Here is a 14,447-nt window from a genome sequence, read left to right as displayed (position 1 = left end):
AAAAAATTTAACACATTTTTCTCTTTTTAGATTACCTGTTTTGATAGGTTTCTTCAATAAAAAGAGTCTGACAAAAAACGTCAGACCCTTTCTTAACTGTCCTCTTTGATTAAGGTGCAGGAACCATTGATAATCTGTAAGTTAATGTTGATTCATAACTTGAAGATGTTGCATTTGATGAACTTGGAATAGATAAAATCACAGAAGATTTACTTGGGTTATTGTTCCCAACTAAACCAATGTTGTTATCTTTTGTTTGACCATAAGATAATGTCCAAGTTCCGTTTCCTTTTCCTTTATCAGCAGACATGATAATACTACTTTGTCCTGGGATTAACTCTAATCCACCTGTGACTTTGTCTGTTGTTGCTGTTAATTGTTTAACTAAGTTAGTTGGTGCAGTTTCAGGTAAGAAACTTTCTTCTAACATACTTGGCGAGTTAAGCGAACCGTTACCAAGATATAGTTTTGCCCCTGTTAACTCTTCATTTGCCGCTGTTTTAAATTGTTCATTTTGAACGATACTCAATACCCAACCAGCATTCGATCCACGACGATCACTTACTTGAACATAGTTTCCTCTTGTTAAATCAGAATCTTTAAATTGTTGTGGTTGAGCTCCGTAAAGCACACCTTGATTTTCGATTGCTTGTTTACCAAATGAGAAACTTGATGCGTAGTCTACTGATAATAAACCACCAGCCGGGTTATTTGGTTCTGACCCATCAGGATTAATTGGTCTTGTGTTATCTTTTGGATTTTCAGGGTCAATTGGTTTAACTGAGCCATCATTTTTTTCAAAAGCAATCTTACCAGTTACGTCGTAGTTTGCTTCATCTTTTGGTGTTTCTGGTACTTCAGGATCTGTTGGTCCTTCTGTTTCAGAAAACGGTAAAATCGTAATCGGATTTGTTACTAAGTTATCTTTATTTTGTTTCACACGAATGTTGTAGTCACCCTCTGCTTGAACGTTAAAGTAAACTACTTGTTCAGCGTTACCGTTAGCATCAGCTGTTACGCTGAATTTTTCTGAATAACCAATTGGTAACCATTCACCGTCACCAACTTTTGTCTTAGCTACTTGAGAGCCTTGAGTGAAGCCATTTTGAGCAACAGGAGTGTATAAACCTAATTGATAGTTATCTGCTTTTGCGTTTGGAGCAAGTCCTGTTACTTTCACAACTGCTTTGTTATCTCTTTTGGCTTGAGGTTTTTCTTTCAACTCAATCGATACTTTTCCTTCTGAAGGAACTTGTACTGTTGAAGTTGTTCCAAAACTTCCTGGTGCGAACGTACTGTTATCATACCATTTGAATCCAGCTGCTGGAGCTGCCCATGGTTCTTTTTGAGGTTCAGTACTTTTTGCTGGGTCTTCAAAGTCATGTAAGACCGTTTTTGAAGATAACTGTATACCCATTTTGTCAAACGTATCATAGTCTTCTTGTTTACTTAACCAGTCTACTAATTGGACTAATACTTTTGCATCGTCTTTTTCTTTGTAGCCATCATAAGTTTTTTTAGATTTGCCGTTTTCATCTCTCATGTATTTTGGAGATGCATCTTCAACCATTGATGTGTCTCCGATGAAAGCAGCTTTACCTTTATCTTTTTTACTGATTGCTACATAAGCACCTTCTTCAACACCGCCACCATTGTAAACACCTTGGTCTACAGATGGACCCCATTTGTTAGCTGAACTTGTTAAACCAGATGGTGGGTAAATAAGTCCTTTAGCACGTGTTGGATCCATAATTGCAACAGTTGAACCAGCATGTAAACCTACTGAGTTAACACCATCTAAAATACCAAAAGCATCATTCATTACCCATTTACTGCTGTCACTAATATTATCAATTCCGTTATATCTAAAACGAACGCCAAATGTTTCATTTAGCCAATCGCTACTTTCAACGCCTTGCATTGCTTCAGAATTTTTTTCTGCTTCAGACATATCTTTTGTCATATCTGTGTATGCACCACGACGGTAGCCGTTAAATGCTTCAGATGCATCAATTCTATTTTTGTTACGGTCTGCATTGTAATGGTCACTGATATAAAACACAGATCCACCAGCAGATACATAATCTTCAATTGCTTGTTGTTCTGACACTTTGTAAGGAATGTTCGCTTCTGGTAAAACAAACACATCGTATTCTTTTAGGTCATCTAGTGTGATAGGTGTTGTTTTACGCAACTCTTTCACGTAATAACCATTGTTTGCTAGGCCTTGTCCAAAGTCAGAAAAAGCACCATCAATTACCCAGTCAGCTGCTCCTGCAGTCTGCGCGTGAGTATTGTCAAACAATACTTTTTGTCCATTTGGTTGGCTCGGTTTTATCTCTGGAGCAGGGTCTGAAGCGTTTTCCGCTCCAACTGGCACTGTAAATAAGACAGCACCTGAAATGGCAGCAAGTACCAATTGATGTAACTTAATTTGTTTCATTCTATTCTCTCCTTTTATTTGATACAAGCAGAAGTATAGCATAGAAGTGTAAACAAGCTGTATAGTTATTGTAAAATTAAAAAATATTTGTTATATAATGTATAGATTACGAAAATTCTTTATATTAAAAAAATGTAATCGTTTCACTGTTCGTATTTAGCTTTATCAATATTTGTATTTTTTACCAAAATTAAGCTTAACCATGTTCATTAAGTTCATAAACTTATGGGATAAAACAAAAAAAGTCACTCCTCACAAAAAGATAATTCTTATTGTGGAGTAACTTTTTCTTATAAGGTTTCTTTTAAAATAGCAACTATTTGTTTAGCAGCATCCCCATCACCATATGGGTTACTCGCTTCAGACATTTGCTGATACAAGGTATCTGAATCAAGCAATTCTTTAAAATGACGATAGATAACTTCTTCATCTGTTCCTACAAGCTTCAAGGTACCTGCTTCGATTCCTTCAGGTCGTTCAGTTGTGTCTCTCATAACCAAAACAGGTTTCCCTAATGAAGGTGCTTCTTCTTGAATCCCACCACTATCCGTTAGAATAATATGGCTTTTAGCTAATAGATTGTGAAAATCCACTACTTCCATTGGTGGAATAATCTTCACTCGATCCGTATTCTTAAAAATCTCATCAGCCAATTCTTGAATCATCGGATTCATGTGAATAGGATAAACAACTTTAATCTCAGGGTGTTCATCTACAATACGTTTCACCGCTTGGAACATATGTCTCATTGGTTCGCCGTAATTTTCTCTTCGATGAGCTGTTAAAACAATTAACTGACTCCCTTTAGCCCAATCAAGCAAGGGGTGTTGATAGTCCGCTTTAACCGTTGTGTTGAGGGCATCAATGGCAGTATTTCCTGTCACAAAAATACTCTCTGGTGCCTTCCCTTCATCTAATAAATTTTGTTGCGCTTTTTTCGTTGGGGCAAAATTCAAGGTTGAAAACAAACCGACTGATTGACGGTTAAACTCTTCTGGATAAGGTGAGTAGATATTATGTGTTCTAAGACCTGCCTCCACATGTCCCACTGGAATTCTTAGATAAAAACTGGCTAAACCTGCAGCATACGTCGTTGTCGTGTCTCCGTGGACAAGTACCATATCAGGTTGCTCTTTTTCTAAAACAGGCTTAATTCTTTCAAGTATATTAACTGTTACATCAAATAAATCTTGCTGATGCTTCATAATTTCTAAGTCATAGTCTGGTTTAATATTAAAAATTGGTAACACTTGATCTAGCATTTCACGATGTTGACCTGTGACACAAACTACAGTATCAATATCATCTTGTTTTTTTAGCTCCATGACAAGAGGTCCCATTTTTATGGCTTCTGGACGCGTCCCAAAAACTAACATCACTTTTTTATTTTGCTTCATGATTTCCCTCTTTTCTTTCACTCATACTTTCTATTGTACTCAAAACAGATGTCTTATGACAATCATTAATTTGAATAAGATTTCTTACAAGACTCTAGCGAAAAATGCCGCCATTTCAAGTGTGATACTATATGGTACTTTATGGCCATCCTCAGTTGTCGTAAAAGTCATATTAATCCCTGTGTTACTTTCTTTCTGAGTCGTATAGAAATCAAAGGTTGGTTGATATGGAACCATCTCATCTTTTGTCCCATGCCAAAAATGAAAATGTCTACGAGCGACTCTCTCAGGTGTTAAAGATAAATCGTAAGCCTTCAATTTGCCTAGCTCTGCTTTAAAATCAATTGGTAATTCTTCGAATCCATAAGCTTTTTTAGCAATACTTACTATAAAATCATGAAAATTAGGAGCTCCCATTAAGCAATCAGCTGCTTTAACTTCTGGATAGCGATTCATGATAGCACAAGTTGTGATGCCTCCCATAGAAAGACCAGTCACACCAATTCTTGTTGAATCAATCGGACGCCTCTTCATTAGATGAGTTAAAATAATATCAAATTCATCAACACTACTCATGACAATAGACGGAAATTCTTCAAAATGATCCGTCGTTGGTTTATCATCACGTCGTTCACCGTGATAAATAGCATCTGGAATGATGGCTCTCATGTTTTGTTGAGCAATCTCATAGCCATTGACTAAAACTGTCTCTTTACAATTAGTCCAACCATGATAGAAAAATACAGTGGGAATTGTCTTCTTCATTAAGTTTTCTTTGACGACTTCTAAAAAAGTTAAACCATTTACTTTATGTCTTTCAATTACAATCATTCTTTAACTTCCTTCCCTATTGATGATTTACATAATCTTGCTTCAGGATAGACATAATCACTTCATCAAAAAAATGATCTTCGAATTTTCTCGTTTGTCTTAATGTCCCTTCCTTAACAAATCCTACTTTTTTATAAGCACGAATGCCTCGTTTGTTATGACTAAAAACTTCTAACTGCAAACGATTCAGCTTAAGTTCTTCAAATACATAAGAAATCATCAAGCGTAATACTTCATATCCTAACCCTTTTCCTGTGTGCTCAATGCTTGTCATGGAGATTCGAAAGCCTGCTGATTCATCCTCTTCATCTATATCTAGAATCGATAATTCCCCAATAACTTCATCTGTTTCGTTTAAACAGATAGCATAATCTTCACGAGAATCGTCCTTTGTGATTGATTCTATATGTTGCTCTATCACATCAAGACTAAAATGAGCCGTTGTTCCAGTCATATATCTAATTTCTTGATCTTGTGAACTCTTTAATAGATAGCTAGCATCTGCTACTTGTAGTGGTCGTACGTAAATTCTTGATGTTTTCATTCTCATAAGTGACACATACCTCCATTAGTTTTCTTGTAAAATCTTATGACAAATCTCATGACTTAATAGCACATTTTCTTGTCTTAATTCAGACGTTTCTCCTGTTGTTAAAAAGTGAAGAAAGGCTTTTATCATACTGTCAAAGCCACGTTCGACTAAAGTTGGTGTCCAATCATACTGCGCTATTTTCATCACGCCCTTTGGTGTTTCTTTTGTTGTTTGACCTAAATTATTGATAGTGACTACGCCTTCTGGACTTGTGCTGCGAAAAACTTCTGTATGCGCACCACTCTTCATATCCATGGAAAGAATCGCCAGAGCATTATCTGCCTCTAACTGAAGCGTCGCGTATTCCAAAGTGTCTGTCCCTAAAACTGTTGATGAGACAATGTTAATGTTTGGACTGTCTAATAAATATACGGCTGTATCAACTAAATGTAAAAACATGTCATTAATAGCAAACTTTGGTGAAAATTCGGCTAGCGCTCTGTTTTTCTCCAAATAAATAAGGCGTTTATCAGCTAAACCTTTGATATGCTCCAAACTTGGGACAAATCGGCGATTAAATCCTGTCATTAAGTACACGTTATTTACTTCTGCTAAACGAAACAACTCCTTCGTTTCCTCAAATTCCTCGCTTAATGGTTTATCCATAAACACGTGAATCCCTTTTGTTAATAAGGTTTTAGCTACTTCAAAATGAGCCACAGTTGCGGAATGGACAAAACAAGCTTCTATCTCACAAGCAATTAGCTCGTCGATTGTTTCGCAAAAATTGGTAAAACCATATGTTTGTTTCAACATCGTTTTTGTTTCTTCATTACTGCTAGAAAAATAATAATCAAACCCGTCTCTATTTTCTGAGATAACAGGTAAATAGGCTTTCTTAAAAATACCACCTAATCCAATAATACCGACTTTAATCATCTATGTACCTCCTAATAGTTTCAAGTGAATAGGTTAATTCTATCATTAAAAGGTTGGATATTCTATGATGGAACATGGAGTTTTATTTTCAGTAACTTTCTTGGCATAAAACCAACAATTGTGGCATAATATTAAAAAAAGGGGGCTTTTTCATGACTAAATTATCAAAAAGAAAAGACCTAAATGTGTTTTATCTTATTTTATTAATCGGACTCATCATTGCTATTTATCTTTTTTTCAAGGGATTTAAGTATCCTGAAAAAGCAAGTAATATATGGTTTCTTGGCATTCAAGTCGTCCTTGGTATGATTATTTCTTGCTTACCTTTTGGACTAGAAGCCTTATTCAAATTTAAAGCACCTATTGCTCTTAAGAATTTGTATTGGCTCTTTATTTTGTTTGCAGTCTCATTAGGAACAGGACTTTCATTTTATGGAAAATTCTTTTACTGGGACAAATTTTTACACTTTTCTAGTGCCATGCTTCTAGCAACTCTTGGTCTAGGTATCTTGAGTTTACTCATGCCAAAATTTCAGCATTTAAGTGTCGGGACAATTGTCTTGTTTGGCTTCTTCTTTGCTATGACAATGGGCGTTTTTTGGGAATTTTATGAATTCACATTTGACGGTCTACTAGGACTAAACATGCAGCGTTTTGCAACAAGCTCAGGAAAAGATTTAGTAGGTCGAGCTGTTTTAATGGATACTATGGGTGACTTATTCACTAATACAGCAGGCGCAATCGTTTTTAGCGTGGTTTGTTTTATCAAAGGTAAACAATCACCTGAATGGTTACAATTGTTTGCCTTTACACCAAAACAAAAAAATAACTAACGAAGCGTTTTCATTTGTTTTTAATCCCACATAGTCTTATAATATAAGTATCAAAGATTAAACGGGAGGCGTGATAGGATGAAAGAAAAAATTATTCATTTTGTGAACGAAGCAAAGAAAGAAGTAGACCGTTTAGAGGACAACCGTGAAAAGCCACTTGGTAACTCAATTAATTTCATTGAAAATGAAATTCAAATCCAACGTTTGCTTGCAGAAATTGAAGCTTACCAAAAAGTGTTAGATTTAATCGACTAATAAAACAGGAGACCCCAAAGTATTGATGGCAACATCTCAATACCTTGGGGTTATTTTATTGAGTCAACCAAAACCCTTACTGAAACGTAAAAAAACAAGAGCACTTTTTCGCACTCTTGTTTCATTTAATGAATATTAAAGACGTTTTCTTAAAAAGAAAATGCCACTAGCCAAAGTTAACAAACCGATTGCTGCAAGGATTGTTTTCTTTTCACCTGTTTTAGGTAATTTTTTCTCACTAGGTTTTGTAGTTGAAGATTCGTTAGTACTTGTTTTTGTTTCTTTACTTGAATCTTCTGTCTTGTCTTTTTCCTTTGTTTCTTCCGTTTCACTAGTTGTCGTGTCAGTTGTTTCTAAAGTCTTTTCATAAACTGTTAAGCTTAAAGGTAACATGCTCTCCTTTGTACTAGTTTCTGTCGCCAGTTGGTTAGATACCACTGCTTTAAATCCATTTGTTAACTGACTATCTACTTCTTTTTCCACTTCATTAGTATTAATAGCAACAAGTAGTTCTTTTTCAGCATCTTTCAACTCATAAATAATGATATTATCTTCTGCTTTAATCAACTTAGCTTTATTGTTAATCTCATCGTAACTGGCTAATCGAAGAAGCGGCTGAGATTTTCGATAAGATACTAACTCTTTAAAAAATTCTACAGATTCCTGATACAATTCTGGACGATTCCAATCAAATTGATTTATGCTATCTGGTGATTTATAACTATTATGATCTCCATCTTTTGTACGTAAAAATTCTTGTCCTGCATGAATAAACGGAACTCCTTGAGACACAAGCATCATACCAGTCCCTAAAGAATGGCGTTTCATTCGTTGTTCATTCGTATCTGCCGGATTTGTTAAACTTAACTTATCATATAGCGTTAAATTATCGTGGGCTTCAACGTATTGAATAACTTGAGCAGGACTTGTGTAACCTTCAATGCCATTAGCACCTAACATATTTTGAGCCACTAGTTGTTCTAATCCTGGTTTGCCATTAATCATCCCTGGCTCTGTTCCTTCAAACACACTTCCTTTGACCGAATCACGGATTGAATCATTAAAGTGAGCAATTCCCGGCATGATATTAGCATTTTTCTGAATCGCTTTTTTAGAGTCATCTAAAGGCGTCCCCATGTTCCAACCTTCTCCTAAAATAATAATAGAAGGATCAATTTTATCTAATTCACTACGAACTAAATTCATGGTTTCAACATCTAGAATTCCCATCAAATCAAATCGGAAGCCATCTAAATTGTAATTTTTAGCCCAGTACGTCACACTATCAACAATATATTTTTGAGCCATTTTACGTTCTGATGCCACATCATTTCCAACACCTGTCCCATTTGCGTAACTGCCGTCCTCATTATATCTGAAGTAATAACCAGGTACAGTTTTATTAAAAGCATGGCTGCCCGCTTCGTAAACATGGTTATAAACCACATCCATAATGACGCGAATATTATTGTCATGAAGACCTTTAACCATTTGCTTCATCTCTACAACACGTTTTGTCGGATCTGTACTGTCCGTACTATATGATCCCTCAGGCACATTGTAGTTTTTAGGATCATAACCCCAGTTGTACTGCGCGTCACTTGGACGACTTTCATCTACTGTTTGATAATCATACATCGGTAAAAACTGAACATGAGTAACGCCAAGTGATTTGATATAATCTAAACCAGTTGGCTGACCTGCTTTATTTGTCGTTCCCTCTTCAATCGCACCTAAGAATTTACCTTTATGCTGAATCCCACTATCAGGAGAAATAGATAAGTCTCTAATATGAGCTTCATAAATAATAGCGTCTACAGGATTTGTAAATGGTGCCATTCGATCAAAGTTTTCTAGGCTAACGGCAGCGGGATTAACCACCACTGAATGATTCCCGTTAACGATTGCTGAAGTGGCATATGGATCAGTGGATTCATTTACTTTGCCATCAGGGAATGTCAAACGATAGGAATAAGCTGTTCCAGCTTGGTCACCAGAAACACTTGCTCTATATGTTCCTTTCTCCCCTTTTTCCATCACGATACTTTCTTTTTCAGCACTTGCTTCTGTTTGATCTTGATAGAGAATTAACTCCACTTTACTTGCTGTTGGTGCCCATAAAACAAAATCAGTTTTATCACTAGAGTAAAGAGCACCTAGCTGACCATCATAAGTATAAATCTCATCAAACTCAGGTGTTCTCACAACACCCCCTAGACTCACTGGTATTTTTTCATCTCCAAATTGAATAGAATATTCCTGTTGTAAATCAATCATATCAGTTGTCTCAATAGATAAACGATTAGTTGGCTGTTCTGTATTTCCTGTGATATTTTTTATCGCCAGTTCTTTACCTCCGGAAAATAGTTTTAGCTCATTTTTTTTCAATGCTTCTAACGCTTCTTTTTTTCTGAAGGTCACATCAATTTGAGACATCTTCTCAACGGTTGCTCCCTTAATCCCTTGATCTTTCACAATAAAATCAGGTGTTCCATAAACTGTTTTATCGCCTTCCATTAGCCAAACCTCTACTTCTTTTTGATTTTGAGACACATAAACCAATCGGTCGTCTCCATCTTTTTCTTCCCATTCATTAGTCTCTGAACTCTTTCTGACTAAAAAATGAACCTTCGAAAAAGCGTCTTCTTTTATTTTAAACTCTGCAACTTGGCCAAAAGCATCTGTGTCAGTAAACGCTGCTTGTTTGCCATCTTTTCCTTCTAACCAATACCATACATTCCAATGATCATAATCATTAGCACTTCTATAATAGTGAACCTTCACATTTAATTCTTCTGTTTTAGGAGCCGTCTCCTCATTTTTTGGTTCATATGATAGTTTGCCCTCTTTGTCTAGCCACACATGAACTTTCCCACTAGACGTATCAACCCATTGATCAGGTGATTGATAAGACCAATCTCTTTTTGATTTAATTAGAAAGCCAACTTTTTCATGAATTCCTGGCACACTAACCTCAGCATACTTACCAAAAGCATCTTGATCAGTAAAGGCTAGTTCTTGTCCCGCTTCATTATCAGCCCATAACCAAATCGACCTGTCTAAATCTTTTTCATTCTCTGGTGCTTCATAGTGAATAACAACCTTAGTTTCAGGCTCTGCAGCTTGTGAGTGTGGCGTCACACCTATTAATAAAAAAAATAAAACCAAAACAAATAAACGAAAATCTAAAAACATTTTTTCCCTTTGAAAATCTTTCCCTATCAAATTTTACCACTCCTTTATATAACTACCTATAGATATAACAAACTTAAGAAAGCGCTTCAACATGTTATCGGTAACAATCTTAGGGAATAATTCATTTAGATTAAATAACCTCTATATAAAAAACACCCCCATAGATTGAGGGTTTAAGTATTTAATCATCATTAGTTAAGGATTTTTCAAATAAATTTTCAGAGTCTCCATGTATCGTAGAACAATTTCTGATTTTTTTATAACCGTATTTCTCATACAAACCTACTTCACCACTCACAATATAAACAATCTTAAAGTTTTGGCTTCTAAGGTAATCCTCTGCCACTTTTAACAATCTTTCTGATAACCTTTTTCCTCGGTAAGCTTCCTCTACAAAAACATAAGCGATAAACGGCGAAATGAATTCGTCAATTAGACCGTCCTTTTTACTCACGACACAAAAAGAAGTTAGTTTACCCTTACTATTTTTTCCAACTATAACTTTCTCCCAATCATTAAAATCATTCAGATACATTTTATCTGCTAAAAATTTCCCTGCTCGCCAAGAGACTTGAGAAATTTGATCAGCGATTGTGGTCCAGTCATCACTATTTTTATCTAACAATTCAAAAAATATTGACATTACTATCTCCTTTTATCCTATAATACGACTAAACTTATTAGCTTAATCAAAAAAATGACACAAAAATAGACTTAACAAGTAATTTTCGACATCTAGATAGTCATCATTGAGGTCCTTAGATCCTCATTACATTCACTTAATTACTTGTTAAGTCATATTCAGTTGGTAAGAAATCTTTCAAATTCCCACATTCCTCTCTTTTTGTGTAGATCCTACTTTTAAAGTATGTCATTCTACACTATTCTTATAAGCAGCCGCCTTTTTCAAGGTTTCTTCTAACTGCTCCATTGGGAATTTACCATTCCTTACACTCATAATATACCACAAAAAGATAACGCTTACAAATAATACGACTTTATTTAACTACTAAAACCTGACAAGGCGCTTGATTCACAACAAAAGATGTTGTTGAACCTACCACTAACTTATTGATTCCATGAACCCCAGTTGCCCCCATCACAATTAAATCAAATTTTTTCTTTTCCGCATATTCAACGATAGTACGTTTTGGTGAGCCTTCTTGCACAATAACATTAATCTTATCAGTGTCATTGTAGACAAAATTAGCATTCATTTGATCTTGTGCATATGACATTATTTCTTTTTGTCGAGCCGCTAAATCAGAATAAATATAAGTATCAGGAAGATAGAGAAAATAATTAACTGAAGGAACTACTTGGAGAACTGTTATCTCACTATCATTCAAGGTTGCTAGCATTTTTGCCTGCTCAAAAGCCAATTGTGATTGTTCAGAACCATCATAAGCAACAAGGATATTTTTGTATGTAACACTCATTTTAATCGCCTCCTTTTCCTTTATTTTAACATAATTAGTCCTTTTTTGTCATATCCTACAAGTGATAAATCTTTCTTCAAATTAGTTAATTATCCTCTTATATTTAACCGGGACAGATAAGCCACCTGGGATATCTTCTTTTAATATATCGTCATTAGAATAAGCCCCTACTAATACAGTCAACTCATCTTTATTGTTAAAAGTAAACATATAGCTAGATGTTTTATCTTCTGATAATGCAACAATTGAGTTCTCCGTCATTTCTTCGATTGTTAAAGTTTGACTCTCTTTCTTTTCCACATTATCAGCATATTGAATCAATCCTTCAGATACTGGTTCTATCAATAGATAAGAATTACTGGATTCTTCTATTGATTGCCACTCACCGTATAAATCAGTAACATCAATCATGACTCCATCGTCTCTAACAAATTCCATAGGTGCTAGTGATCCACCCACCATACCTTCTGGAACTGGATACGAAGGATAAACCGTTAACTTTTCCTTATTGATTTTAAAATCATAGAAAAAAGGAGACTCTTCATCTGTTTGAGTAAGTACTACATTATCGATTGTGTCATAAATCTGCAATTTCTCGTCTCCAAAGTAGATGTAACAATCCTTTTCTGTTATCGTTCTCTTTCCGTAACCTGCATAATTTCCATTCCCATCTCCTATCCAATCACCAACAAGACTATTTACCAGCTCTAGATTGATTTCAGAAGAAACCTCTCTTTTATCACTGAAGGATTCTTCCTCTAAACCCTTTTTATTTGAACAAGAAATCATTATAACTGTTAAAGACAAAATGAAGCTTAACCAAATAGTTTTTTTCATCGTCGTTCTCTCCTTTTTGAAAAAGCTCCTACACAGTTAGTTGTAGGAGTTAAAATTTAGTTTTAATCAAAAAAACAAATGAAACTCTACAAAATTATATAGCTACTGATAAAAATAGCTATCTTGTCAATGCTCCAGATTAGTTTATTAGGAAATCATAAATTCTGTGGTAGAAATGTTAGTCTTGATATAATTTGAATGGAGTAAAAGAAAATTGTATTCTCATTTTTGTTATAGTTGGAAAAATTTATGATTTCAAATTTAAGTATTCTAAAACTAAATTCCTAAACAAATTTTTATTTTCCTAATTTACTAACCTTCATTCTTCTTCAAAATAATCCAACTCCTCATTGATTCTAACAGTATATAGGAGTAGTACCAGTAATAACTCTAAATAATAGTTCTTATACTCACACTCTTGCTTATTAGCAAAACTCCCGTGTGTAATCTTATTCCGAATAAATAATCCATTGCTGAATTTTTTATTATCCATTACAAAGGAGATATAATCACTTTCCTGCTCTGAAAAAAGAGTGCTCTCAGTTTTTAAATTACCTTTGAATATCTCTGATTCTATTATTTTTTTCATATCTTCAGGTACAGATAATATTGACACGTAACCTTTATCCCATAACAACCAATATAATTCTATTAATTTTCTATTCACTATAAATAGGTTATTTTCATCACTAATTCCTAATATTTCTTGTTCAATTAGTAACTTTAGCATATCTTTTTGGTAAGGATAAAAATCTTCTATTTTTATTCCAGAAATAAGATACTCATAAAAGCTATTTTTATTTTTTTTATGTTCTGGGAAAGACAATAACGATTGTGAGTTAAAGAATAAACTGCACATTTTTATTGTTTCACTAGAATTAATGTAGATAAATTTTTTATTTTCCAATGATTTAATGTCTCTGTATGAAGTATTTTGAGATTCTAATTCAAATAACTCAAGATCAATTTTTCCATACCTCTGTAGAAAATCAAATTGTTTCAATAAACTGTCCATTTCAGGAATTAATATTTTACATCTTTCATAATAGGTATTTCCTTTTGAACTAGGATTAAAGAAAAATTCTGAAAAGCCATAATCTTCATCAAGTAAATTATTATAATAATATGAAAAAACCTTTTCTAAGTCTATTTTTTTTGAATCTAAATACTCATAATAAGATAAAAAAGTTAATTTATGAAAATTTATTCCCAAATCAGCTGTATAAGATTGTTTATAGTAGTACTTAGACTTTGTTCGAAACAAATCTGTGAGGTTTCCTTGTTCATAAGGTGATTCAATCATTGAAAATTGAAGTTTTGAGTTAAATAACTCGAAAAAATGTATAAAATTATTAAGAATAGTTGGATAATCCTGATTATCATCTAGCCAATCTTTATTAAAAATGACAACCATCTTCGTTTTGTTACTTTCATCAAATTCAAAATTATTACTTAATCCATTTTTTAAAATTACTCCTACTCCCCAACCAATACCTTTATTATCTTTAAATACTTCTTCTATCATATCTTCGTGTGCTTTTTTAGCTTTCAATTTCACTGTTGAGTCTAATTTCACTTCGTGATGAAGACTCCATTTTGATATTTTTTCAAGATGCTTCAATTTTGCGTCTTTCAAATCACAATATTTTTCAGCCCATTTGTTTATTTCTTCTTGAGAAATATTATTAGGTAAATAGAAATTCGGATTTTCAACTGAGTCGTATTTATCAATTAATAATTCAAATC

Annotated in this window: 12 protein-coding genes; 2 read left to right on the top strand and 10 right to left on the bottom strand. The window is 34.1% G+C overall.

Annotated elements, in window-relative coordinates; genetic code table 11:
* Positions 1-109: 109 nt before the first annotated feature.
* From DOK76_RS10705 to DOK76_RS10685, 5 genes are all read right to left on the bottom strand, one after another.
* Entirely contained in the window at positions 110-2,443 is a 2,334-nt protein-coding gene (locus tag DOK76_RS10705) for a WxL domain-containing protein (RefSeq protein WP_206967633.1), read from the bottom strand.
* A 290-nt stretch (positions 2,444-2,733) separates the two neighbouring features.
* The gene (gene wecB, locus DOK76_RS10700; RefSeq protein ID WP_206967631.1) at positions 2,734-3,840 is read right to left on the bottom strand and encodes a non-hydrolyzing UDP-N-acetylglucosamine 2-epimerase; all 1,107 of its coding nucleotides are present in this window, start codon (positions 3,838-3,840) and stop codon (positions 2,734-2,736) included.
* Positions 3,841-3,924: 84 nt separating this feature from the next.
* Positions 3,925-4,671 (bottom strand): prolyl oligopeptidase family serine peptidase, encoded by a 747-nt coding sequence (locus DOK76_RS10695; RefSeq protein WP_206967629.1) that lies wholly within the window; start codon positions 4,669-4,671, stop codon positions 3,925-3,927.
* Positions 4,672-4,687: 16 nt separating this feature from the next.
* A complete protein-coding gene (locus tag DOK76_RS10690; protein ID WP_206967627.1) occupies positions 4,688-5,221 on the bottom strand; it encodes a GNAT family N-acetyltransferase in 534 nt (177 codons plus the stop codon).
* Between the two features lie 18 nt (positions 5,222-5,239).
* Positions 5,240-6,142 carry a Gfo/Idh/MocA family protein gene (locus DOK76_RS10685; protein ID WP_206967625.1) on the bottom strand — a complete coding sequence of 301 codons (903 nt, stop codon included), beginning with the start codon at positions 6,140-6,142 and terminating at the stop codon, positions 5,240-5,242.
* Between the two features lie 152 nt (positions 6,143-6,294).
* Between DOK76_RS10685 and DOK76_RS10680 the strand changes: the two genes are divergently transcribed.
* Both DOK76_RS10680 and DOK76_RS10675 read left to right on the top strand, forming a co-directional pair.
* Positions 6,295-6,975, top strand: coding sequence for a DUF2238 domain-containing protein (locus tag DOK76_RS10680; RefSeq protein ID WP_206967623.1), 681 nt, complete (start codon positions 6,295-6,297; stop codon positions 6,973-6,975).
* Between the two features lie 78 nt (positions 6,976-7,053).
* Positions 7,054-7,230, top strand: a complete 177-nt coding sequence (locus DOK76_RS10675; RefSeq protein ID WP_206967621.1) for a hypothetical protein — start codon at positions 7,054-7,056, stop codon at positions 7,228-7,230.
* Positions 7,231-7,365: 135 nt separating this feature from the next.
* Here DOK76_RS10675 and pulA read toward each other — a convergent pair whose 3' ends face one another.
* From pulA to DOK76_RS10650, 5 genes are all read right to left on the bottom strand, one after another.
* A complete protein-coding gene (gene pulA, locus DOK76_RS10670) occupies positions 7,366-10,455 on the bottom strand; it encodes a type I pullulanase (RefSeq protein WP_206967619.1) in 3,090 nt (1,029 codons plus the stop codon).
* A gap of 151 nt (positions 10,456-10,606) precedes the next feature.
* Positions 10,607-11,068: a GNAT family N-acetyltransferase gene (locus DOK76_RS10665; RefSeq protein ID WP_206967617.1), complete on the bottom strand. Its 462-nt coding sequence runs from the start codon at positions 11,066-11,068 to the stop codon at positions 10,607-10,609.
* Positions 11,069-11,423: 355 nt separating this feature from the next.
* Positions 11,424-11,864: a universal stress protein gene (locus DOK76_RS10660; protein WP_206967615.1), complete on the bottom strand. Its 441-nt coding sequence runs from the start codon at positions 11,862-11,864 to the stop codon at positions 11,424-11,426.
* Between the two features lie 81 nt (positions 11,865-11,945).
* Positions 11,946-12,701, bottom strand: a complete 756-nt coding sequence (locus DOK76_RS10655) for a hypothetical protein (RefSeq protein ID WP_206967613.1) — start codon at positions 12,699-12,701, stop codon at positions 11,946-11,948.
* Between the two features lie 319 nt (positions 12,702-13,020).
* A partial coding sequence (locus DOK76_RS10650; protein ID WP_206967611.1) for a hypothetical protein occupies positions 13,021-14,447 on the bottom strand: 1,427 nt, incomplete at its 5' end.

Source organism: Candidatus Vagococcus giribetii (assembly GCF_017316185.1).
Taxonomy (GTDB): Bacteria; Bacillota; Bacilli; order Lactobacillales; family Vagococcaceae; genus Vagococcus; species Vagococcus giribetii.
The sequence above is the reverse complement of the archived record's forward strand: the minus strand, read 5'-3'. Positions and strand labels throughout refer to the sequence as shown.

Bases quoted from the DNA above. Each gene is read 5' to 3' on its own strand.
- DOK76_RS10705 (WP_206967633.1), bottom strand. From the start codon at position 2,443: ATGAAACAAATTAAGTTACATCAATTGGTACTTGCTGCCATTTCAGGT.
- wecB (WP_206967631.1), bottom strand. From the start codon at position 3,840: ATGAAGCAAAATAAAAAAGTGATGTTAGTTTTTGGGACGCGTCCAGAA.
- DOK76_RS10695 (WP_206967629.1), bottom strand. From the start codon at position 4,671: ATGATTGTAATTGAAAGACATAAAGTAAATGGTTTAACTTTTTTAGAA.
- DOK76_RS10690 (WP_206967627.1), bottom strand. From the start codon at position 5,221: ATGAGAATGAAAACATCAAGAATTTACGTACGACCACTACAAGTAGCA.
- DOK76_RS10685 (WP_206967625.1), bottom strand. From the start codon at position 6,142: ATGATTAAAGTCGGTATTATTGGATTAGGTGGTATTTTTAAGAAAGCC.
- DOK76_RS10680 (WP_206967623.1), top strand. From the start codon at position 6,295: ATGACTAAATTATCAAAAAGAAAAGACCTAAATGTGTTTTATCTTATT.
- DOK76_RS10675 (WP_206967621.1), top strand. From the start codon at position 7,054: ATGAAAGAAAAAATTATTCATTTTGTGAACGAAGCAAAGAAAGAAGTA.
- DOK76_RS10665 (WP_206967617.1), bottom strand. From the start codon at position 11,068: ATGTCAATATTTTTTGAATTGTTAGATAAAAATAGTGATGACTGGACC.
- DOK76_RS10660 (WP_206967615.1), bottom strand. From the start codon at position 11,864: ATGAGTGTTACATACAAAAATATCCTTGTTGCTTATGATGGTTCTGAA.
- DOK76_RS10655 (WP_206967613.1), bottom strand. From the start codon at position 12,701: ATGAAAAAAACTATTTGGTTAAGCTTCATTTTGTCTTTAACAGTTATA.